Origin of the sequence: Dickeya lacustris (assembly GCF_029635795.1) — a bacterium.
Taxonomy (GTDB): Bacteria; Pseudomonadota; Gammaproteobacteria; order Enterobacterales; family Enterobacteriaceae; genus Dickeya; species Dickeya lacustris.
In genome coordinates this window covers 1,982,798-2,005,048 of record NZ_CP114280.1, presented here as the reverse complement: position 1 = coordinate 2,005,048, position 22,251 = coordinate 1,982,798, and the positions used below count along the sequence as shown (strand labels likewise).

Here is a 22,251-nt window from a genome sequence, read left to right as displayed (position 1 = left end):
TTTCTCTTCATCTGTGACTGTGCATGAATTCAGCCAGTGCTTTTTCCGACACCGACACCACGTTGTTACGTCAACAGATTCGTCAACAGGTGCGTGCGCAGCGGCGCAGTTTAAGCCCGCAGCAACAAGGCGAGTTTGCTCACCAGGCGGCTGACCGGGTGATGGCCCATCCGCGAGTCGCGTCGGCCAGCCGGGTAGCGCTGTTTTTGTCATTTGATGGTGAGCTGGATACCAAGCCATTAATCGCCGCGCTGTGGCAGCAACAAAAACAGGTCTACCTGCCGGTGTTGCATCCCTTTTGCGCCGGGCATTTGCTGTTCTTACGCTATAGCGAACACACCGAACTGGTGCGAAATCGGCTGAAAATAGAGGAACCCCGGCTGGATGTGCGCGATGTGCTGCCGGTGTGGCAACTGGACGTGTTGTTGACGCCGCTGGTGGCGTTTGATGCCAGCGGCCAGCGGCTAGGCATGGGGGGCGGGTTTTATGATAGAACCTTGCAGCACTGGCGTACCCATGGGCCTTACCCGATTGGGCTGGCCCATGATTGCCAACAGGTGCCGGTGCTGCCTGTGGCGCATTGGGATATTCCATTGCCGGAAGTGATAACCCCTTCCCGCTACTGGCGCTGGTCTGCCTATTCTGATTCTGAGTGAACGTCGCTCAGGTTTTGGGGATCTGGCGCTCATGGCCGAGTAACTGTTGCACCAACTCCACGCAACGCAGAAATCGGTTGTCGTAGTCAGACTCTGTGATGTGGACATAAGGCACGCTGTTTTCCGCCAGCATCGCCTTGAGCACATCCTGAAAGGCTTTGCGATCCGCCGAGCTGCCGAGGCTGCGTAAGCCATCCGCCACCCACGGCGTGTTGTTTTCCAGCAAAATCACCAGATCAAAACGGTACTCTTCAACCAGCGCCTGTACGAACGGGTGTTCACGGCCTTCATACTTTTTGCAAAACGCCTGCGTGGTGATGAAGTCGGTATCGATGAACGCCACTTTATTCGCGTATTTCACTGCAAAATCAATGTACTGAGCTTGCCCCAGGGCGATTTTGTCGTAATCGGAATACTGTAGCGCCATCTCATCGCCGCCCAGATGAGAAAACACATAATCGCGGCCATATTCCCAGGCGCTGGTGGTGTTGAACATGTTTGCCAGCTTGTTGACCAGCGTCGATTTGCCGCTCGACTCGCCGCCCAGAATCGCCACGGTGCGCACAAAAAACGGTTTCACCTCGGTCGGAATATATTCCCAGTAGCGGAAAGGATCGTTGCGGATCTGCGCGCCGCTGATGTTCATGAACGATCGTTTCGGGTCGATCAGTACGGTGTCGATGCCCAGATGCTCGCGGTATTGCGCCGCATCCTGCTCTTCGCTGGTGTAGACATAGCGCGGGTCGATGCCTTTTTCCGCCATAAAGTGCTTGATACCCCGGCTCCAGACATCCCAGCCGTGCGGATAGGGCTCCATGCCCTGCTCGTTAAAAGCATGAATATGAATATTTTTTTGATATTTAAACGTTTGCAGCAACCAGCGCAGTCGGTCGCTGACCGTTGGCTGTTGCGACATGGAACTGTGTTCAAACAGCAGGCGGTCGCGCGGCTCGTCATAGCCCAGCACCACGTGCAGCTCATCAACCTGACTACAGGCGCGCTGGATCAGGTAAATATGGCCGGTGTGCAGCGGGTAGAATTTACCGAATACCACGCCAATACTCTTTTGCTGGTAGGGAAACTCCAGCCCCAAAAAGCGATGCAGTGATTCAAGCTTTTGCGCGCTGGGGCTTTTGATTTTGGCATTCAGCAACTGGCTCAGATAACCCTTGGTCATGCCTGCGGCATCGGCCACCTGTTGCAGAGTACAGCCTTTTTGTCTGATGGCCGTTTTCAGGTAATCGTAGGGGGACATGCTTTGCTACTCCGGTGCGACGGATAAGGCGCGCTACCTGCCGGATGTCCGTCCGGGGCGGGCGCGCTGCATCAGGTTAGAAACGCTTTCTGTATATGCGTAATCTGTATATGCGTAATAGTAACTCAGCGGTGACATGCACGTCGCCACTGTCTTGCGTCGCGTGGTGGCTAATCTATCAGACAGGTCTTACAGATCGTCAAGGATAGCCAGCGCATCTGATAATTTTTTTACCCCCATCACCTGCATGTTGGCGGGAGGTTTTTTCGGCATATTGGCAAACGGCACGATAGCACGCTTAAAACCGTGTTTTGCCGCTTCGGTGATACGCTCTTGTCCACTTGGCACCGGGCGAATTTCACCGGCCAGCCCGACCTCGCCGAACACCACCAGATCCTGCGGCAGCGGGCGCGAGCGGAAACTGGACACCAGCGACAGCAGCAGCGCCAGATCCGCGCTGGTTTCGGTCACTTTCACGCCGCCGACGACGTTGACGAACACGTCTTGGTCGGCCATTTGCAGGCCGCCGTGACGGTGCAGCACCGCCAGTAAAATTGCCAACCGGTTTTGTTCCAGCCCGACGGCCACCCGGCGTGGATTCGCCATCATCGAGTGATCGACCAGCGCCTGAATTTCCACCAGCAGCGGGCGGGTGCCTTCCCAGACCACCATCACCGAACTGCCGGAGGTGATTTCATCGCCCCGGCTGAGAAAAATGGCCGAAGGATTGCTGACTTCCCGCAGGCCTTGCTCGGTCATGGCGAAAACGCCCAGCTCATTCACCGCACCAAAGCGGTTTTTGTGGCTGCGCAGGGTGCGAAAGCGGGAATCAGCGTCGCCGTCGAGCAGCACTGAGCAGTCAATGCAGTGCTCCAGCACTTTGGGGCCCGCCAGCGAGCCGTCTTTGGTGACATGGCCGACCATGATAATGGCGACGCCACGGGTTTTGGCAAAACGCGTCAGGTAAGCCGCCGTTTCGCGCACCTGCGCCACGCTGCCGGGAGAGGACTGAATATCCGCCAGATGCATCACCTGAATCGAGTCGATGACCATCAGCTTAGGCTGTTCTTGCTCGGCAATCAGGCAGATTTGCTCAATGCTGGTTTCAGACAACATATTGATGTGCTGCGCAGGCAGGCCGAGGCGGTGAGCGCGCATCGCCACCTGCTGGAGCGACTCCTCGCCGGTGACGTACAGGGTTTTCATCTGTTCGGCGAGCTTGCACAGGGTTTGTAGCAGCAGGGTGCTTTTACCGGCCCCGGGGTTGCCGCCGATGAGGATAGCGCTGCCCGGTACCACGCCGCCACCGAGCACCCGGTCAAACTCGAGAAAACCGGTAGAAAAGCGCGGCAGCGCTTCGAGGCTAATCTCAGAGAGTTTTTGCACCCGGCTCACACTGCCACCGTCCCCGGCATAACCGGAGAAACGGTCGCTGCGTGTTGAGGAGGCGGCGGCGGCCAGCCGCACTTCGGTAATGGTGTTCCAGGCGTGGCAGGCGCTGCACTGACCTTGCCAGCGAGGGTAGTCGGCCCCGCACTCATTACAGACAAAGGCGCGTTTAACGGCTTTGGCCATGATTTCCCTCCTGTTTACGGCATGTACTGCTTACGACGTACTGCTTACGGTATGTACTGCTGGCTATTCATGTGTTGCCTGCGGCTGCCAATGCGGCCTGACGATTCAGCTTTTTTCGTGCCGCAGGCTGCCGCTCAGAATACACAGCACTCCGGTCAGGTCGGCGTGACGAATGCTGACTGCGCTCTGTTGGTTGACTTTGGGTTTGGCGTGATAGGCAATGCCCAGCCCGGCGGCTTTGATCATCAGTAAATCGTTGGCACCATCGCCAATGGCGATAGTCTGACGTGGCGCAATACCGAGTTTTTCAGCCAACTGGTGCAGGGTATCGGCTTTGTATTGCGCATCGACAATCGGGCCCACCACTTCACCGGTCAGTTTACCGTCGCGCATGCCCATTTCATTGGCGACGGCGGCGACCAACCCGAGCTCTTCACGCAGGTAATCGGCAAAATAGGTAAAGCCGCCAGAGGCGATAGCCAATTGCCAGCCCGCCTCCTGCAATTGCCTGACCATGGTTTTCAGCCCCGGCATTAGCGGCAATGTGTCGCGAACCTGACGCAGGATATTGGCATCAGCGCCACGCAGTGTGCCGACGCGCTGGCGCAGACTGGCTGAAAAATCCAGCTCGCCGCGCATGGCGCGTTCGGTGACTTCCGCCACCTGCTCGCCGGTACCGGCTAATTTGGCGATTTCATCAATGCACTCAATCTGAATGGCGGTGGAGTCCATGTCCATGACCAGCAGGCCCGGTGCGCGCAGGCTAGGGGTGTTATCCATCGGCGCGACATCCAGCCCCAGATCGTGCGCCACTTTGGTGATGCGCGGCGTTAAGGTGCCAGCCAGCCTGACCACCTGATACTCTTCCACGCTCCAGGCGCTGACCACGACCAGCGGATCGTCAAGACGACGCTGTACCCGGGAGAGCAGGTATTTATCGAGCACGTCGCCATACATCAGCCAGCCAGTGTTGCCAGCGCGATAGTCGAGCGGCATGACTTCGTCGTCACTGAGTGACAAAGGGAGATTTGGCCAGCAATTGATCTCATCGGGCAGATCGCTATAGGTCAAACGGTTCGACATGGGTTAAATATCCTTTCCTGCGGGTCGTGATAAACGGGTGGGGTGGATGGTCATAAATCAACGCAACAAGCTATCCTATCGCTATTGCTTCTGGCAACATGAAACTCTTCAAATCGCGCAGGTACGTTCATGGTTCGGGCCCGAATAAAATTTCGCTTACATCGTACGGCTATTGTGCTTATTTGCCTGGCGTTGCTGGTGGTGTTATTGCAGGGCGCATCTTACTTTAGCCTTAGCCACCAGATGGCGCGATCGGAGCAGGTTGATGAGCTTGCACGCACGCTGGCGCGTCAGGTGGCATTCAGCCTGACCCCGTTAATCGAGGGCAACGGCGATAACAGCGCCAGAATTGAAGAGATGTTGCGCCAGCTTACTGACCATAGCCGTATTCTTGATGCCGCGCTCTATCAGCCAGATGGCACACTGTTGGCGCGCGCAGGCGAGCAGGTCACGGTGCGCGATCGGCTGGCGCTTGATGGTAGCCGGGCGGGCAGCTATTTCAACCATCAGGTGGTTGAAACCATTAACAGTAAAGACGGGCCAATCGGTTTTCTGCGCCTGACGCTGGATACCCATGTGCTGGCGACCGAAGCGCGTCAGGTGGACAACACCACCAATATCCTGCGCCTGATGATCATGATGGCGCTGGCGATAGGCATTATTCTGGCCCGCACGCTGCTACAGCATCGGCGCTCCCGCTGGCAGCAGTCACCGTATTTGTTGACGGCGAATACGCCGGTTCAGGATGATGAGCCCGCACATGACGCCCCCGCTACCGTGCCGGATGACAAGAAAACACCGCCGCCCTGAGATGAGGCCTGCCGGTCACTTGCGCCGCGTTGCCACCAGAAACAGGCGCGGGTAGGTTAGCAGGGTGTTGCCATCAGCCTGCGCCGGGTAAGCCGCCTGCAATCTCGCCTGATACCGTTGCAGAAAATCCTGCTGTTCCTGCGCGTTCAACTGCGCCAGAAATGGCCGCAAGCCTGTGCCTTTCAACCATTCGATGATGGCCGGTGCGCCCGCCATCACGTGATGATAGGTGGTGTGCCAGATATCCAGCTCGCAACCATGGCTGACCAGCAGGTCGTAATATTCGGCGGTACTGAGCAGTGATTGCCGAATCTGGTCTATCTCGCCAAACCGCTCGCGCCACGGCCCTTCGGCGGCAATGTGACGCATCAGTTGATGGGTGGGCTGGTTCAGCGTATCCGGCATTTGTACCGCCAGTACCCCGCCCGGTGCCAGTTGCGCCACCAGGTTAGGCAGCAGTTGGCTATGGTTCGGCAACCATTGCAACGAGGCGTTGGCATAGATAATGTCCTGCGGCGTATCCGGGAGCCAGTTGGCGATGTCGGCCAACTGAAATGTGCAGCCCGGCAAACGCTGGCGAGCCTGTTGCAACATTGCGTCCGAGTTATCAACCCCGGTGATTCGCGCCTGCGGCCACGCCTGATGTAGCAACGCGGTGCTGTTGCCGGGGCCACACCCCAAATCAGTGATAGTCGTGGCGGCCGGATGGGAAATTCGGGATAACAGTTCAATGGCCGGGCGGGTGCGTTCGTTGGCAAAGCGCAGGTAGAGTTCGGGGTTCCAATCAGGCATGGCTATTTCCTCTTTCAATGGGCGCGATTAGGAAAACCGGGCCGTAGCAGCAATAGCAGCATAAGAGACCGGCGCGATTTTTTCTATCCGTGCCATTTCTATCCGTGCCATTTCTATCCGTGCCCGTTCTCTCCCTGTCAGCGGTTAGTGTGGAAAACGGTGTATCGTTGCCTGCCCCGTTTGCTGATGGCGCAGTGTCGCGCCTGATATACTGTTTGCGTTATCACCGCAGTGTTTACGTCATGATCGGCAGTGTTTGCGTCATGATAGATTGTGCCGCGCCGGTAAATCAGAGAAAATGCTGCGCTTATCCATCTGTTGTTACGATGCCTGTCACTTAAGCCTGCGTGGGGGACAATGCGTGTAAAAAGTGCTGAAACCTCTTAGCCGAGCGGCCGCGCCCCTGGTGCGTCCTGATGGCTTAATTGATTGGCATCAGACAGCTTTTATCTGTCTTATTTTCTATTTTTTGGGTGCGGCGTGCTGCGCATGATGGCGGCCGATACCTCATTATTGAAGAAGCCTGAATAACATGTCTCCAAGTGAATACGCTCGCGAAGTCGCAAAACGCCGGACATTCGCCATTATTTCTCACCCCGACGCCGGTAAAACTACCATCACGGAAAAAGTGCTGCTGTTCGGACAGGCCATCCAGATCGCCGGAACGGTCAAAGGGCGCGGCTCTAATCAGCACGCCAAATCTGACTGGATGGAGATGGAAAAACAGCGCGGTATCTCGATTACCACCTCGGTGATGCAGTTCCCTTACCGTGAATGTCTGGTCAACCTGCTCGATACCCCAGGGCACGAAGACTTCTCGGAAGATACCTACCGTACATTGACCGCCGTAGACTGCTGTTTGATGGTGATCGATGCAGCTAAAGGGGTAGAAGATCGTACCCGTAAGCTGATGGAAGTGACCCGGCTGCGCGATACGCCGATCCTGACGTTTATGAACAAGCTCGACCGCGATATTCGTGACCCGATGGAAGTGCTGGATGAAGTAGAGCGTGAGCTGAGTATCGCCTGTGCGCCCATTACCTGGCCGATTGGCTGCGGCAAGCTGTTCAAAGGCGTGTACCACCTCTACAAAGATGAAACCTATCTGTATCAGAGCGGGATGGGCCACACGATTCAGGACGTGCGCATCGTCAAAGGGTTGGATAACCCGGAACTGGACAGCGCCGTGGGGGAAGACCTGGCGGCACAACTGCGTGATGAGCTGGAGCTGGTCAAAGGCGCGTCGCACGAGTTCGAGCAAGAGGCGTTCCTGCATGGCGAACTGACACCGGTGTTCTTCGGTACGGCGCTGGGTAACTTCGGCGTTGACCATATGCTGGATGGGCTGGTGGCCTGGGCACCGGCGCCGATGCCACGTAAAACCGATGCGCGCGTAGTGAAGGCTGACGAAGAGAAATTCAGCGGTTTTGTGTTCAAGATTCAGGCCAACATGGACCCGAAACACCGTGACCGCGTGGCGTTCATGCGTGTGGTATCTGGCCGCTATGAAAAAGGCATGAAGCTGCGTCAGGTGCGTACCGGCAAAGATGTGGTGATTTCGGATGCGTTGACCTTTATGGCGGGCGATCGCTCCCATGTGGAAGAGGCCTATCCGGGCGATATTATCGGTTTGCATAACCACGGTACTATCCAGATAGGTGATACTTTCACGCAGGGTGAAGAGATGAAATTCACCGGTATTCCTAACTTTGCGCCGGAACTGTTCCGCCGCATTCGCCTGCGTGACCCGCTCAAGCAAAAACAGCTACTGAAAGGGCTGGTGCAGCTTTCTGAAGAGGGTGCGGTGCAGGTGTTCCGTCCGCTGATTAACAACGACCTGATCGTCGGTGCGGTCGGGGTGTTGCAGTTTGACGTGGTCGTCGCGCGCCTGAAAACCGAATACAACGTGGAAGCGGTGTATGAATCGGTGAACGTTTCCACGGCGCGTTGGGTAGAATGCGATGATGCGAAGAAATTTGAAGAGTTCAAACGCAAAAATGAACTGCATTTGGCATTGGATGGCGGTGACAATCTGGCTTATGTTGCCCCGACGATGGTGAATCTCAACCTTACTCAGGAACGTTATCCTGACGTGAAGTTCCACAAAACTCGCGAGCATTAATCACCCCAAAACGCCTCACCCAAAACCGCCTGCGCATTTGCGCGGGCGGTTTTTTTTCTGCCTCATGCTATCTCTTTCAATCTGTTGCTCGGCTAGACATAGACATCTCTCGGTTATGGCGTTGTTGCCTGCGCCGGACAAATCCGAAATCCGCCGACCATGACTGATGCATGGCTGGGCTTTTTCCCCGTCTGGGTTATAGTTGCCGTCGCTGTTTTTAGTTTCTTTTTGGTTTTTTATATTGTTTTTATTTTGTTAGTTAGTGGTAAGTTTTCCGGTGTGACGGTGGTGCCGGAGTGAGTAAATGTATGAATGTATGTATGTTGAATCATCAGAAGGAGTTCAGCGATGAATCAAACCAGAAGATCCTCCTGGCCTGGCGTAGTGTTAGTGGTGTTGACGGCACTTCAGCTTGTTTCATCCGCACAGGCTGAACAGACCACAGCCGCGCAACTGGCTGCGCAAGGCATAGACCAAAAAATAGACCGCTCTATCACCCTGGTGGCTGAATTTGTCGATGACAACACATTAACGGCGCAGGTGAAGGGCGCGTTGCTGCAAGATGAAACCATTGACGGTAACGATATTTCTGTTGTGACCGAGGGCGGCGTTGTATTACTCCGGGGCGTGGTCAGCCATCCACAGATGGTTGTGCGCGCGGCAAAAATAGCGACTCAAATACCCGGCGTGAAATCTGTCAATAATCAGTTGCAGTTCAAAAGCGACGATAGCGCGCAAGTACGCGCCCAGTCGATCGGTGAGTACACGGATGATGCGCTTATCACCAGCGCTGTTAAAGCCAAATTGCTGGCTGACAGCCGTGTGCCTTCACGCCATGTGAAGGTTGAAACTCATGATGGCATCGTGTTGTTAACCGGCCAGGTCGTAAGCCAGCAGCAGGCAGACAGGGCCGAGGCGATTGCCCGGGCCGTCAGCGGTGTGAAACGCGTCAAAAATATTTTGACGGTAAAACCCTAAGCGGCCCTGCATCAGGGCGGAGCCAAGCCAGACTCCATGGCACAGAGACTGTCACATTGCGGCGTTACACTGGCTTCGATGGTTTATCCCATGACGCTTTGTGAGGGCACCATGATGAATCTGGATATCGTTATTGGACGGTGGAAGCAGTGGAAGGGCACGCTGTGGGAATTATGGGCCGAATGCGTCGATAGCGAGTCGGCCTGGCTTTGCGGCAATCACGGCTTTTTAGCCGGTGTGATGCAGGAATATTACGGAAAGGCGCAAGACAAGGTATCCTTAGAGGATGACAGGCGGCATTGAGGCACTGTTTTGCACGACTCATCTTCCAGCGCACAGGCTGCGCATACCGTTGTTACGCAAACCGGCGTGGTTGATACCCATTGCCATTTTGATTTCCCCCTGTTTGCCGATGATGCCGAGGCAAGTCTTGCCAGAGCGGCGCAAGCAGGCGTGTATCGCCTGATTGTGCCTGCGGTTGCGGAAGCGCATTTCGAGCGGGTAATGGAACTGAGTGCGCGCTGGCCTGCGTTATATGCCGCGCTCGGTTTGCACCCGCTGTACATTGCACAACATCAGGACGCTCATTTGGCGAGCCTTGCTCAACGGCTGGCGCAAGCAGATCCTCGCGTGGTGGCTGTGGGGGAGATTGGCCTGGATCTGTACATGCCGCAGCCGCAATTTGAGCGGCAAAAGGCGTTTCTTCGCGCACAATTGACGCTGGCGGCACGCCACGATCTGCCGGTGATGTTGCACTCGCGCCGCAGCCATGACCAACTGGCGCAACTGCTGCGCCGTCACCCGGTTCCTCGCACTGGCGTTATCCACGGTTTTGCCGGTAGCTATGACCAGGCAATGGCCTTTATTCGGCTGGGGTATTACATCGGCGTTGGCGGTACCATTACCTATCCGCGCGCCAACAAAACCCGTCAGGCGATATCCCGCCTGCCTCTTGACCGATTGTTACTGGAAACCGATGCGCCCGATATGCCGGTGTATGGTTTTCAGGGGCAACCCAACCGCCCGGAACGTATTACGTCCGTATTCGATGCGCTTTGTGAGCTGCGCGCAGAGTGGCCGGAGGTGATTGCCGGAACGTTGCTGGCTAACACGCTGCGCGTGTTTGACCGAATTTCGTCGCCGGTATGAGGCAAACCGCATATCGCCACGCCGCATATCGCCACGAAGGTGTGGCGTGATTGCCTGCGCAGGCACGTCATCGCCAGCGCGAATTTACCTCGCTTTAGCGTGAATTCAGCTATCCTCAACAACAGGTGCTTTGCGCGGGCAGGCACCGTCAGGTGAAAGCGACCAACAGGGAAGCACATGAACAGGCAAAAGGATGATGTGGTAGCGCCGTATCCGGTGGCTGAGTGTGGTGATATGTTCTCTTTATTTATTCGCGAGATTGAATGGTTAACCTTTGCTATGCCCGGCAGTGGGCGGGCTTACCCGGGGTACTGCGCCCGCTGTCATTTTGATTTGTCGGCGTATCGCGAGGCGCTGTTTGCACCAGCGGAGATTGTGATGCCCGTGGAAGTGCAGCGCTCGGTTCCCAAACGGCAGGCGGAGTACCTCGCCGGGCGCTATTTGGCAAAGCGTGTCCTGTCGCGCCTGAATATTTCCGGGTATGTATTGGCCAGTGGCGTTGATCGCGCGCCGGTATGGCCTACTGGCATCGCTGGCTCCATCAGCCACAATGTCGATCATGTCTTGTGTGCGGTTCACCGCTGCGATGAGCAGATATGCGGCGTCGGGCTGGATATTGAATCCTGGATGAGCGATGCGCGTGCCGATAGCCTGTGGCCCGGTATTGCCGATGACATGGAGTATGACTGGCTGCACCGCCATGCCCCGGTGAAGTTTGCCCAGATGCTGACGCTGAGTTTTTCCGCCAAAGAGAGCCTGTTTAAGGCGCTCTACCCACAGGTGAAGTGTTATTTTGATTTTCTTGACGCCCGAATGACGGCGCTGGATACCGCGCAGCAAACCTTTACCCTGCAACTTCTGACGTCTCTTTCGCCTGAGTTTCCCGCCGGGCGCTGCTTTAGCGGGCGTTATCTCTGGCGTGAGCGCGATATCACCACGTTTTTGTTTCTCTGATGAGTGCATGGCGATAGCGCGTTATCCTGTTGATGAATGTCATAAATATCAGGAGGCTGACGTATGAAGATGACGGGAAATACCATACTGATTACCGGCGGGAGTTCGGGCATTGGCTTTGGGCTGGCGCAGGCGTTACACCAGCGCGGCAATCAGGTGATTATTGCGTCTCGGTGTGAGGCCGCGTTGCGTGCGGCGGCGGCATCTTGCCAGGGCATGGCCTGGCGGGTGTTCGACCAGCGTGACACCGAGGCGACAGCGGCGTTCGTGGCTGAATTGACGCAGGCGTTTCCCGCGCTAAATGTGCTGATTAATAATGCCGGGATTCAGCGGCGTGAGGATCTCACCCGGCCTGATTTATCCACCATCACCGACACCCTTGCGACGAATCTGACCGGGCCATTGTGGTTGACGGGAGCGCTGATACCGCATTTGTTGCGTCAGCCGCAGGCGGCGATACTCAATGTCACCTCCGAGCTGGCATTTTTGCCGCAGGCCATCACCCCGACGTATTGCGCCAGTAAAGCTGCGCTGCATGCCTATACTGAGGCGCTGCGCTATCAACTGCGTCACTCTGCTGTTCGTGTAATAGAGATAATTCCCCCCTGGGTGCAGACTGGCCTACAGGGTGAATGGGGGTTTGACCCGCACGCTATGCCGCTGGCGGCGTTCATCGATGAAACGCTTTCATTACTGGCACAACAGCCAGAGGCGCAGGAAATTGTGGTAAAGCGCGCGCAAGCCTTGCGCTTTGCGCAACGTGATGGCGTTTATGCCGAGCGCTTTCACGCACTGAATTGTCATGAACCGGCGAAGGCGTAAACGCGCGCTGTGTCACCCTATGTGACACGTGCGCATTTACATTGCTGCAACATGATTAGCAGGCGCAATATTCCCGCATCGATACAGTATCTTTTTGTAATGTTTGATGTTTTTCAATGATTGACCGTTGGGCAATTGCACTGATTTTTGGCGTCGTTTTTTGGCTTTTTTCTTATCAAATGTGCGTTGGTTTTATTTTTATTAATGAATATCAACGCATTATAAATTTTACCCTCGGTGTTTTTGCCTTTCTGCTTTATCTGCCGCTGATTTTTTTCCTTTGGTACGCATTAATCTCTGGGATTAACAGGCCGATAACCAATTGTCATGTTTTGTCTGCATTGAATGATCGTGTGCCCTCTACAAGGAAAAAAAATGATGAATACCACTGCTGTGCCCGCTTCGTCGTCAGGCGTGAGTTTTTGGCATCATTGGCGATTAATGCCGATGTTCAGTTCCATCATCGGTGCGATTCTGATTTTGTTTGCACTGGCGATCGGCTTTTCCGTGCATTTTCTGATGCGCAGCAACAGTTCACTGAATGACGTTACCGCCGAAATTCAGGTACGACTCGGCGTGTCGAACAGCTCTAACCACTTGCGCACGGCTCGCCTGATGCTGATTCAGGCCGCTGCCGCTGCAAAAGAGGGCGATAAAGAGACGGCGAACAGCAGCGTTCAACAGGCGGAAGGCCGCCTGAAGCAGTCGGCAGACAGCTTTGCCACCTACCAGAACCGGGAAGTCAAAACCCCGGCAGACCTGGCGCTGGAGGATGCGCTGCAACAGCGCTACAACGAATACGTGAATAATGGCGTCAGGCCGATGCTCGAAGCGGTGAAAGCCGGTCGCTACGATGATGTCGTCAGCCTCGAATGGAAAGTCGTTCGCAAGCTGGATTTGGCCTATAACGATGTGTTGCTAAAAGTGGTCGCTATCCGCACCCAGCGCGCCGAAGCGCTCAATAGCGAAGCGCAGCAAGAGTCGGTATTTGGCTATAGCGTAATGGCGGTAAGTTTTGTGGTGGCGGTGCTGGTTTCCCTCTTTACTTATCTGTGCCTGCGTCGGGTGATTATCAATCCTCTGCGCGCCCTGGTTGCGCGCATTGAGCATATTGCCTCCGGCGATCTGACGATGCCGCTGGCACAGTGGGGACGCGGTGAAGTGGGGCAACTGGGCCATTATTTGCAAAATATGCAGCAGTCGCTGGCGCGCACGGTCAGCAATGTACGTCATGGCGTGGAGGCGATTTATCAGGGCATTACCGAGATTTCCGCTGGTAATAGCGATCTCTCCTCTCGTACTGAAGAGCAGGCTTCCGCCCTCGAACAGACGGCCGCCAGTATGGAAGAGTTGACGTCAACCGTGCGCCACAACGCTGAAAATGCCAACCATGCCAGCCAGCTGTCTGGAAATGCGTCTGGCAAGGCGCGTCAGGGGGGCGAACTGGTGGAAGGCGTGGTGAAAACCATGGGTAACATTCACCAGAGCTCGAAGAAAATTTCAGAAATCACCAACATCATCAATGGTATTGCCTTCCAGACCAATATTCTGGCGCTGAACGCTGCGGTGGAAGCGGCGCGAGCCGGTGAGCAAGGGCGCGGTTTTGCCGTCGTTGCCGGGGAAGTGCGTTCACTGGCGCAGCGCAGTGCCCAGGCCGCAAAAGAGATAGAAGGGCTGATTAGCGAATCCGTCACGCTGGTGGAAACCGGGTCGGGTCAGGTTAGCCGCGCCGGGGAAACGATGCAGGATATCGTCAACGCTGTCACCAGCGTGACCGACATCATGGCCGAGATTTCGGTGGCGTCGCAGGAGCAGAGCAAGGGTATCGATCAGGTCGGGCAAGCCATTAATTCCATTGATAACGTCACTCAGCAGAATGCGGCGCTGGTCGAGCAATCTACGGCGGCAGCGGCATCGCTGGCCGAACAAGCCGCTGGATTGAGTGAGGCGGTCTCGGCGTTTCGTATCGATAGCACATCGAATCGTCCGGCGGTCAGTGCGCCAGCGCGCTCGGCACTGGCGAAACCGGCCTCTCTTGGTGCATTACCGGCCGCGAAGAAAGCCAAAAATAACCAGGATGACTGGGAAACCTTTTGATACTGATGTCAGCCACTCGTCATAACCCGTGAGTGAGCGAAAACAGGTGGCTTTGGCGCCACCTGTTTTTTTGCACTGACGTCAGGGGGGCGCCACAAGCAACTCAGTGAGCGATGGCTACATTTGCGTTAATAGATATCTAGCGCTTAGGTTACGCACGGCGACAGAGAACCCTCACGATAATCTGACAACATTGTGCCATACTGAAAACACGGCGTATTGAGTGCCCGTGAGTGTGAGAGCATATTGACGGGCTGATGCCCATTGCGCAGGTCTATTCCATTCAACGTTCATATTATTTCCAGAACGGGTTTTATTGGCGCTATTTAGAGAAAAGAGATGCCTATATCTTAATATGAGAAATGCTTTCTCTTATATTTTCTAACTGGGCAGGGTTGCCAATAACGTATATTTATTCGTGCAGTATATTCATTGAATTATCAGGGAATCGCATGTGTACCGAGTCTGTATACGGATCGGTGCGGTAAGCTTTTCTGCGTGAAGGAGTGAAAAAAATGACGCTGACTGAACGGGCACGAATATTTGCGACAGAAGCCCATGCCGCATGTGGTCAAAAGCGTAAATACACCGGCGAGCCCTATATTGTTCATCCGCAAGCGGTAGTGGGATTGCTGATGTCGATAGGCCCATCGCCAGAGATGATTGCCGCAGCCTGGCTGCATGACACGGTAGAAGATACGCGCGCTACGCTTGCGGATATCGACGCTGCGTTTGGGCCGCAGGTCGCCTCCTATGTGGAAATGCTGACCGATGTGCTCACCCGTAGCACCGGCGGCGAACGTATTCATCGCAAGAATACCAATTTGTTACACAGCGCACAGGCGTGTCCGCAGGCGCAAAGCATCAAGCTGTGCGATTTGATTGATAACAGCCGCAACATTCTGGAGCATGACCCGGTATTCGCCCGTGGCTATATGGTGGAAATGCGCCGGTTATTGGCGGTGCTGAAGCAGGGCGACCCTGGGCTGTATGCCATAGCGACGCGCCAGTGCGAGAGCACGATTTTGCGTATTCACCGCCAACTGGGTGATGAGCAATGGTATCAAACCCTGTGGCAGCAATATGAGGCGCATCTGCCGCTGAGTCGCGTACTGGATAGGGCGCAGGAGTGGGTGTGAGCGGTACGAGAGCGGCGAAGACTCAGCCCACTGCGCGCTTTGGCCCACGCCACACCACGGATAGCGAGCGATTAGCCATGCCCGCCATGACCATCGTTAACCCTGACTGGCTTCAGGGTTAACGGCCAATGCTCCTCAACTGCGTGCAAAACGGGCAATGGCAACCGCTGACTGACGTGGCATCACACAGACCCAGCGCGCCTGTTGCGGTATTGCCGTGGCTGAATGCCGCTTGAGCCTGCGCCAATCGGCTGGCATCGGCTGGCGCTATCGGCGCGACTTTGGCCTGAAACGCCCCGGCGTTGACCGCCGTGAAGGAGAGAAAAACCAGTGACAGCTTGAGTTTCATCATAATCCCCCTGTGAGTCTTGTCCCGGATAGACCCGCCATGTAGCGGATGTTTTTCATACCTTACCTCGTCATTTCTAAGCGTGCTACTAAACCTGGCGTGACCGATAGCGGCCATTATGACTACGTTGATTTTATTTGTTATGTTATAACATAATAAACTTGACGTTGGGAGTAAGGCGTAATGCGGATGTTAACCCCTGCACGCTTAACGGTAACAAACCTGAGTGTGGCCGATAGCGGTGGGCGAACCTTACTAAAAGATATGCATTTTGAGGTGGCAGCGGGGGAGTGTCTTGCGGTTATCGGGCCGAATGGCAGCGGTAAATCGACCCTGTTGCGCGCGCTATTACATGATTTACCCCCCGCTACGGGCTGCGTTTGCCTTAATGAGACGCCGCTATCGCAGTTATCCCGTTTGCACAGAGCAAGACGTATGGCGCTGATGAGCCAGAACGATACGCCCTGCCTGGCATTGACGGTGATGGATTATGTTGCGCTGGGGAGCTTGCCACAAGCCGGTGTGATGCCAATCGTGCAGCAACAGGCGTGGGTTGCAAAGGCGTTGAACGATACCGGTTTGTCTGAACTGCGTAACAGACCGCTGGCCGCGTTGTCAGGCGGTGAGCGGCAGCGGGCATTTTTGGCCCGGGCTCTGGCCCAACGCCCGCAGGTGTTACTGCTCGATGAACCGACCAACCACCTCGATCCGGTCGGGCGTGCCGCGATGCTGGCGCGCGTCAAACGCTGTGGCATGACGGCGATCGCCGTGCTGCATGACCTGTCGCTGGTGGAATCCTTCGCTGACCGGGTGTTGGTGTTGTCTCAGGGGCGTCAGGTGTGTTGGGACGCCCCCGCGCGCGCCCTGGCCAGCGAAAGCCTGTACCCGGTGTTTGGTATCCAGAGTTTTTTGCTAACGCACCCGCAAACCGGCCAGCCTTTACGTTTTTTTGATGTGCCGACGGGCGCATCGTTTTTACCATCAGAGGATCAGCATGAAACAGATTTTTAGTGCTAAACGATTACGTCGCGTGGTCTCGGGCGTCGCCGTGTGGCTGGTGAGCAGCGGCATATTATGGGGGAGCGGCGGTGGCGTTGCGCAGGCTTCGGGGTTCCCTGTCACCGTGCAAAGCTGTGGTAAACCGTTGACCTTCAATCAGGCACCCTCACGCGCCATCATCAATGATTTGAATATGTCTGAAATGGCCTTTGCCCTGAATTTACAGCCGCAGATCGTGGGGCTGACCGGTATCAGCGGCTGGTACAAAATGACGGCGGAGTTTCGTGAGAAAATGGGCCGCATTGCCGAGCTTTCGCCCAAATACCCGTCGCTTGAGACATTGCTGAACGCGAACCCGGATTTCTTTTTCGCCGGCTGGAATTACGGCATGAAAGTGGGCGGTGAAGTAACGCCGCAGACGCTCGCCAGGTATGGCATTCAAACGCTGGTGTTGAGTGAGAGCTGTATTTTTGAAGATAAGCCGCGCCCACGTGCCAGCATGGCATTGCTGTATGACGACATGCTAACGCTTGGCCGTATTTTTGGGCGCGCAGAGCAGGCGCAGGCGTTGGTTGACCAATGGCAGAAGCAACTCGCCGCGCTGCCGAAACCCCCGTCAGGCCAAGCGCCGCAAAAAGTGTTCGTGTATGACTCCGGCGAAGACAAACCCTTCACCAGCGGTGTGTATGCCATGCCGACGGCGATTATCGAAGCCGCCGGTGGGCGCAATGTGATGGAAACCATGCAGGCGAGCTGGGCGACCACCTCGTGGGAAACAGTCTCTGCTGCGGAGCCGGATGTGATTATCCTGCTGGATTACCAAAACGGCGGCGGTGCGGCGGCGTTACAGCACTTTCTGCAAGTGCATCCGTTGATGAAATATACCCCGGCGGTACAGCACCAGCGCTACCTGAGATTGCAGTATGCTGAACTGACGCCGGGGCCCGCCAATATTCGCGCCATTGAGAAGCTCTCCCGCGTGCTCTACCCGGATACGCCTTCTTCATGAGCCAGCCCGAGAACCAACAGCGCAAATGGCCGATGATGCCGCGATATTACCTGCTGTCTACGGTGTTGTTGCTGGCCCTGCTGATAGGCGTGATGGGGCTCAGTACCGCAATTGGCGCTATCCATATTCCGTTGGCGCAGGTCGCCGCAGCGCTCATTCCCCATGACGGCAGCGTGCCGGAGAGCGTGCGGCGTATTGTGGTGGAATTACGCCTGCCGCGCACCTTACTGGCGGCGCTTACCGGCGCGGGTCTGGCGATTGTCGGCGCATTGCTGCAAACCACCACCCGCAATGATCTGGCTGACCCGTTCCTGTTTGGCCTCTCTTCCGGCGCGTCTGCCGGTGCGGTGCTGGTGATAACCCGCTTTGGCGAATGGTTTGGCCCGTTCACATTGCCGGTGGCGGCGTTTGTTGGCGGGATCTGTTCCGCTATGTCGGTGATGCTGCTGTTCTTTTTGCGGCGAGGTCGGCAGGCCGAGCATTTGGTGATGTGCGGGCTGGCGATTTCATTTCTGTTTGGCGCTGTTACCAGTTATCTGGTGTTCTCCGGCGACCAGCGCGCCGCCAGTTCGGTACTGTTTTGGTCATTGGGCGGACTTGGCATGGCGCGTTGGGACAATTTAGCGCTGGCGCTGTGCAGTCTATTGCTGCTGGTTGCGCTGGTGGTAACGCGCTGGCGAGCGCTCGACAGCTTGCTGGCCGGTGAGCAAACCGCGCTCTCGATGGGGGTACACGTTAACCGCCTGCGCATTGAAGTATTTATGGTGTGTGCGCTTGCTACCGCGCTCTTCGTCTCGCTAACAGGGGTAATTGGTTTCGTCGGGCTGATGGTGCCGCATCTGTGCCGACCGCTCGCTGGGGTACGTCATCTCAAACTTGTTCCGCTATGTGGGGTATTGGGCGCTATTTTACTGTGTGGCGGCGACACCCTCAGCCGGGTGCTGCTGCCTGCTCAGGAGCTACCGGTTGGTATTGTCACTGCGGGGCTTGGTGGGATGTTTGTCATCAGCCTGCTGGCAAAACGTTAGGTATCGCTTATTGATTCGATACGGACAACGCATTAGCGACACCAGTCACATTTCTGTACCTTACAACCCAAGCCAAACACATTGGAACACATGAGGAAACAGTGATGTCCGTTATTAATACTAAAGTTAAACCCCGTTTAAAAATCAGGCCTTCAAAGAGGGTCAGTTCATCGAAGTGACCGAGCAGAACATCGAAGGCAAATGGAGCGTGTTCTTCTTCTACCCGGCTGACTTTACGTTCGTCTGCCCGACTGAACTGGGCGATGTAGCGGATTATTACGACGAGTTCCAGAAAATCGGCGTAGATATCTACTCTGTCTCCACCGATACCCACTTTACCCACAAAGCCTGGCACAGCAGTTCTGACACCATCGCTAAGATCAAATACGCGATGATTGGCGACCCGACTGGCGCGCTGACCCGCAACTTCGAAAACATGCGCGAAGATCAAGGCCTGGCTGACCGTGGTACGTTTATCGTTGACCCGCAAGGCATCATTCAGGCGGTAGAAATTACAGCCGAAGGCATTGGCCGTGACGCATCCGACCTGTTGCGCAAAGTAAAAGCCGCTCAGTACGTGGCCTCTCACCCTGGTGAAGTGTGCCCGGCAAAATGGAAAGAAGGCGATGCCACACTGGCTCCGTCTTTGGATCTGGTTGGCAAAATCTAACGTTCTCGTTTCCCCAGCGCTTCAATTCGTTTATCGGGTGCGTTGCACCCGATTTTTTACGCCAACGCCAAGGATATTCTATGCTCGACAATACTATGCAACTCCAGCTGAAAGCTTACCTGGAAAAATTGACTAAGCCGGTTGAGCTGGTGGCGACGCTAGACGATTCAGCCAAATCAGCGGAAGTTCGGACGCTGCTGACGGAAATTGCCGGTTTATCTGACAAGGTCAGTTTCTTTGAAAATAATGACTTACCGGTACGCAAACCCTCTTTTCTGGTAACAAACCCCGGTTCGGCCAGCGGCCCGCGTTTTGCTGGCGCACCGATGGGGCACGAATTTACCTCGCTGGTGCTGGCACTGCTCCAGACCGGTGGGCATCCGTCCAAAGAGGCGCAGGAACTGCTCGAGCAAATCCGTGACCTGGACGGTAAGTTCCATTTCGAAACCTATTACTCGCTGACCTGCCACAACTGCCCGGATGTGGTGCAGGCGCTGAATTTAATGGCCATCCTGAACCCGAATGTGACCCACACCGCGATTGACGGCGGCGTATTTCAGGATGAGATCAAAGACCGCAATATCATGGGCGTTCCCACGGTATTCCTGAACGGCGAACATTTCAGCCAGGGCCGCATGAGCCTGGCGGAAATCGTCGGTAAAATCGATACCGGCGCGACCGCTCGCGTTGTCGATAAGCTCAACAGCCGTCCGGTGTACGATGTGCTGATCGTCGGCAGTGGCCCGGCAGGGGCGGCAGCCGCCGTATATGCGGCCCGTAAAGGCATTCGCACCGGTTTGATGGGCGAGCGTTTTGGCGGCCAGATCCTCGATACTGTTGATATTGAAAACTACATTTCTGTGCCGAAAACCGAAGGCGCGAAGCTGGCTGGCGCGTTGAAAAGCCATGTTGATGATTACGACGTGGATGTCATTGATGTGCAAAGCGCGCAAAAACTGATCCCGGCGACGCAACCCGGCCAGCCGCACCAGATTGAAACGGCCTCTGGCGCGGTGCTGAAGTCGCGCAGCGTTATCATTGCCACTGGCGCACGCTGGCGCAACATGAGCGTGCCGGGTGAAGATCAATACCGTACTCGTGGTGTGACCTATTGCCCACACTGCGATGGCCCGCTGTTTAAAGGCAAACATGTCGCGGTGATAGGCGGTGGTAACTCCGGCGTGGAAGCCGCCATCGACCTGGCCGGTGTGGTGAAACATGTCACCTTGCTGGAGTTTGCACCCGAACTGAAAGCGGATTCGGTATTGCAGCAAAAACTGCGTAGCCTGCCGAATGTCGATGTAATTGTGAATGCGCAGACTACTGAAGTGCTGGGCGACGGCCAGAAAGTGACCGGTCTGGAATATAAAGACCGCCTCACCGAGAGCGTCCATAAGCTGGCGCTGGAAGGGATTTTCGTGCAAATCGGCCTGTTGCCGAACACCGGTTGGCTGGAAGGTGCGCTGGAGCGTAACCGTATCGGCGAAATCGTTATCGATGCGAAGTGTGAAACCAGCGTGAAAGGGGTGTTTGCTGCCGGAGACTGCACGACGGTGCCCTATAAACAGATTATTATCGCGACCGGCGAAGGCGCGAAAGCGTCACTGAGCGCGTTCGATTACCTGATAAGAACGCAGTAAGCAATGGCGTGCGCCTGCGGTTAAGGCCGGATAATACCGGCGATGACGGCAGGCTCGCCAATACGATTGTCATGATTTCTTTCATTATTTTCCCTCATGCTTCACCTGCTCGCTTGTGGTTATCTACCCCCTTGAATGTGTCTAAAGGGGGTTTTTTTATTGCGCGAGTCAGCACCGCCGGGCCATGTGGCGCGGTGCTGTTTGGAATATATGTCGGCGCATCTGGTCGGTTTAACACGGCGGCCAGGCGGTGAAGCCGCGTTAATGTGCGATTGCTCACGCCTATTCACCCACCATATTTTCCAGCCGTAGCAACGTAATCTGGCGCAACTGCTCCAGCGCTTCTGCGGTTTCCTGCTGTTCGCTGTTTTGTAGCCGCCGATGCAGAATATGCAAAATTTCTTCACCACTGCGGCCTTTGGCCAGAATTAAAAACACCCGGCCAAAGCGCGATTCATAGCGGGCATTCGCGCAGCGCAGCGCCTGCGCCAGGGAATAATTATCGTGTTGCCCGGCTTGCTGCTGGTGCGAGAGCGAGCCTGGGCTGGTGTCGCCGATACGCGGATGATCACGCAATGCCAACGCGAGCTCTTCACCCTGCCAGCCTCGGGTCGCTTGCAATCCGGCGGCCAGCAGCGCAGCCCGATTGCCGTAAGGGCGACCGGCGGTAACGTGTTTTGCAAATCCGGGCAGCGCCACGCAGGGTGCCAATAGCGCCACGGCGTCACTGACACTGAGCTGGTTAAACTGTTCCAACGTGATCATGTTCTCTCCTTGTTCGGTTGCCTGAATACTTCGGTTGCCTGAATACAATGGGGTATCGCTCCCTGCTATTCCCCGGTTTTGCAGGATAAGCTTTCGTCTTTCTGGACGGGCGCGCCATCATCTGCTCGCTTGTTATTTCCTAGCAACTAGCATGCCAGTAGTCGCTTGAGCCGCAGCACAGAAACGGGTGTAGCCATAACGGGTGTAGCCATAACAGGTGTAGCTATCGGCATACAGCTGACACATTCTGGCGCGTCGCCTTGCTCTGCTATGGTGCAATGACCCCGGCAGAATGGGGCGGTGGAAGGGGCATCATCGTATTGAGTGGTGAGCATTTACTCACTTTTGGGGGGCACCTG

At 55.7% G+C, this 22,251-nt stretch carries 23 protein-coding genes and 1 pseudogene; 18 read left to right on the top strand and 6 right to left on the bottom strand.

Annotation, left to right across the window (positions count from 1 at the left end; all coding sequences use genetic code 11):
- Window positions 1-23 precede the first annotated feature (23 nt).
- Window positions 24-656: a 5-formyltetrahydrofolate cyclo-ligase gene (locus O1Q98_RS09080; RefSeq protein ID WP_125258152.1), complete on the top strand. Its 633-nt coding sequence runs from the start codon at window positions 24-26 to the stop codon at window positions 654-656.
- Between the two features lie 7 nt (window positions 657-663).
- Here O1Q98_RS09080 and nadR read toward each other — a convergent pair whose 3' ends face one another.
- From nadR to serB, 3 genes are all read right to left on the bottom strand, one after another.
- Window positions 664-1,911 (bottom strand): multifunctional transcriptional regulator/nicotinamide-nucleotide adenylyltransferase/ribosylnicotinamide kinase NadR, encoded by a 1,248-nt coding sequence (gene nadR / locus O1Q98_RS09075; protein WP_125258153.1) that lies wholly within the window; start codon window positions 1,909-1,911, stop codon window positions 664-666.
- 189 nt (window positions 1,912-2,100) lie between these two features.
- Complete coding sequence (gene radA / locus O1Q98_RS09070; RefSeq protein WP_125258154.1) at window positions 2,101-3,486, bottom strand: DNA repair protein RadA; 1,386 nt, start codon at window positions 3,484-3,486, stop codon at window positions 2,101-2,103.
- Between the two features lie 105 nt (window positions 3,487-3,591).
- Window positions 3,592-4,569 carry a phosphoserine phosphatase gene (serB, locus tag O1Q98_RS09065; protein WP_125258155.1) on the bottom strand — a complete coding sequence of 326 codons (978 nt, stop codon included), beginning with the start codon at window positions 4,567-4,569 and terminating at the stop codon, window positions 3,592-3,594.
- A 129-nt stretch (window positions 4,570-4,698) separates the two neighbouring features.
- Between serB and O1Q98_RS09060 the strand changes: the two genes are divergently transcribed.
- A complete protein-coding gene (locus O1Q98_RS09060) occupies window positions 4,699-5,379 on the top strand; it encodes a YtjB family periplasmic protein (protein WP_125258156.1) in 681 nt (226 codons plus the stop codon).
- Window positions 5,380-5,394: 15 nt separating this feature from the next.
- Here O1Q98_RS09060 and tam read toward each other — a convergent pair whose 3' ends face one another.
- Complete coding sequence (gene tam / locus O1Q98_RS09055; RefSeq protein ID WP_125258157.1) at window positions 5,395-6,171, bottom strand: trans-aconitate 2-methyltransferase; 777 nt, start codon at window positions 6,169-6,171, stop codon at window positions 5,395-5,397.
- A 532-nt stretch (window positions 6,172-6,703) separates the two neighbouring features.
- On the opposite strand from tam, the gene prfC reads away from it, so the two are divergent.
- The 11 genes from prfC (at window position 6,704) to O1Q98_RS09000 (ending at window position 15,554) form a co-directional block, all read left to right on the top strand.
- A complete protein-coding gene (gene prfC / locus O1Q98_RS09050; protein WP_125258158.1) occupies window positions 6,704-8,293 on the top strand; it encodes a peptide chain release factor 3 in 1,590 nt (529 codons plus the stop codon).
- 159 nt (window positions 8,294-8,452) lie between these two features.
- Complete coding sequence (locus tag O1Q98_RS09045; RefSeq protein ID WP_164512944.1) at window positions 8,453-8,593, top strand: hypothetical protein; 141 nt, start codon at window positions 8,453-8,455, stop codon at window positions 8,591-8,593.
- Between the two features lie 48 nt (window positions 8,594-8,641).
- The gene (gene osmY / locus O1Q98_RS09040; RefSeq protein WP_125258159.1) at window positions 8,642-9,271 is read left to right on the top strand and encodes a molecular chaperone OsmY; all 630 of its coding nucleotides are present in this window, start codon (window positions 8,642-8,644) and stop codon (window positions 9,269-9,271) included.
- 114 nt (window positions 9,272-9,385) lie between these two features.
- On the top strand, window positions 9,386-9,574 hold the full coding sequence (locus O1Q98_RS09035; protein ID WP_164512945.1) for a CsbD family protein: 189 nt from the start codon (window positions 9,386-9,388) through the stop codon (window positions 9,572-9,574).
- 9 nt (window positions 9,575-9,583) lie between these two features.
- Entirely contained in the window at window positions 9,584-10,420 is an 837-nt protein-coding gene (locus O1Q98_RS09030; RefSeq protein WP_240632703.1) for a TatD family hydrolase, read from the top strand.
- A gap of 234 nt (window positions 10,421-10,654) precedes the next feature.
- A complete protein-coding gene (locus tag O1Q98_RS09025) occupies window positions 10,655-11,374 on the top strand; it encodes a 4'-phosphopantetheinyl transferase family protein (RefSeq protein ID WP_125258174.1) in 720 nt (239 codons plus the stop codon).
- Between the two features lie 63 nt (window positions 11,375-11,437).
- Window positions 11,438-12,196 (top strand): SDR family oxidoreductase, encoded by a 759-nt coding sequence (locus O1Q98_RS09020; RefSeq protein WP_125258160.1) that lies wholly within the window; start codon window positions 11,438-11,440, stop codon window positions 12,194-12,196.
- Between the two features lie 116 nt (window positions 12,197-12,312).
- Window positions 12,313-12,741 (top strand): hypothetical protein, encoded by a 429-nt coding sequence (locus O1Q98_RS09015; protein WP_240632704.1) that lies wholly within the window; start codon window positions 12,313-12,315, stop codon window positions 12,739-12,741.
- Window positions 12,644-14,293 (top strand): methyl-accepting chemotaxis protein, encoded by a 1,650-nt coding sequence (locus O1Q98_RS09010; protein ID WP_240632705.1) that lies wholly within the window; start codon window positions 12,644-12,646, stop codon window positions 14,291-14,293. The genes O1Q98_RS09015 and O1Q98_RS09010 overlap by 98 nt, the downstream gene beginning before the upstream one ends.
- Window positions 14,294-14,808: 515 nt before the next feature.
- Window positions 14,809-15,432, top strand: coding sequence for an HD domain-containing protein (locus O1Q98_RS09005; protein ID WP_125258161.1), 624 nt, complete (start codon window positions 14,809-14,811; stop codon window positions 15,430-15,432).
- Window positions 15,429-15,554, top strand: coding sequence for a hypothetical protein (locus O1Q98_RS09000; protein WP_269975610.1), 126 nt, complete (start codon window positions 15,429-15,431; stop codon window positions 15,552-15,554). Before O1Q98_RS09005 ends, O1Q98_RS09000 begins: the two co-directional genes overlap by 4 nt.
- Here O1Q98_RS09000 and O1Q98_RS08995 read toward each other — a convergent pair.
- On the bottom strand, window positions 15,551-15,784 hold the full coding sequence (locus tag O1Q98_RS08995; protein WP_416232400.1) for a hypothetical protein: 234 nt from the start codon (window positions 15,782-15,784) through the stop codon (window positions 15,551-15,553). The genes O1Q98_RS09000 and O1Q98_RS08995 overlap by 4 nt on opposite strands.
- A 180-nt stretch (window positions 15,785-15,964) precedes the next feature.
- On the opposite strand from O1Q98_RS08995, the gene O1Q98_RS08990 reads away from it, so the two are divergent.
- The 5 genes and pseudogenes from O1Q98_RS08990 to ahpF all read left to right on the top strand — a co-directional run bounded on the left by O1Q98_RS08990 (window position 15,965) and on the right by ahpF (window position 21,127).
- Window positions 15,965-16,792, top strand: coding sequence for an ABC transporter ATP-binding protein (locus O1Q98_RS08990; protein WP_125258162.1), 828 nt, complete (start codon window positions 15,965-15,967; stop codon window positions 16,790-16,792).
- Window positions 16,776-17,789, top strand: coding sequence for an ABC transporter substrate-binding protein (locus tag O1Q98_RS08985; protein WP_125258163.1), 1,014 nt, complete (start codon window positions 16,776-16,778; stop codon window positions 17,787-17,789). The genes O1Q98_RS08990 and O1Q98_RS08985 overlap by 17 nt, the downstream gene beginning before the upstream one ends.
- A 32-nt stretch (window positions 17,790-17,821) precedes the next feature.
- Window positions 17,822-18,817, top strand: coding sequence for a FecCD family ABC transporter permease (locus O1Q98_RS08980; RefSeq protein WP_125258177.1), 996 nt, complete (start codon window positions 17,822-17,824; stop codon window positions 18,815-18,817).
- A 104-nt stretch (window positions 18,818-18,921) separates the two neighbouring features.
- Window positions 18,922-19,487: pseudogene (gene ahpC, locus O1Q98_RS08975) on the top strand (alkyl hydroperoxide reductase subunit C).
- Window positions 19,488-19,567: 80 nt separating this feature from the next.
- The gene (ahpF, locus tag O1Q98_RS08970; protein WP_125258165.1) at window positions 19,568-21,127 is read left to right on the top strand and encodes an alkyl hydroperoxide reductase subunit F; all 1,560 of its coding nucleotides are present in this window, start codon (window positions 19,568-19,570) and stop codon (window positions 21,125-21,127) included.
- A 282-nt stretch (window positions 21,128-21,409) separates the two neighbouring features.
- Here the strand turns inward: ahpF and uraD are convergent, their stop codons facing one another.
- The gene (gene uraD / locus O1Q98_RS08965; RefSeq protein WP_125258166.1) at window positions 21,410-21,892 is read right to left on the bottom strand and encodes a 2-oxo-4-hydroxy-4-carboxy-5-ureidoimidazoline decarboxylase; all 483 of its coding nucleotides are present in this window, start codon (window positions 21,890-21,892) and stop codon (window positions 21,410-21,412) included.
- Between the last annotated feature and the right edge of the window lie 359 nt (window positions 21,893-22,251).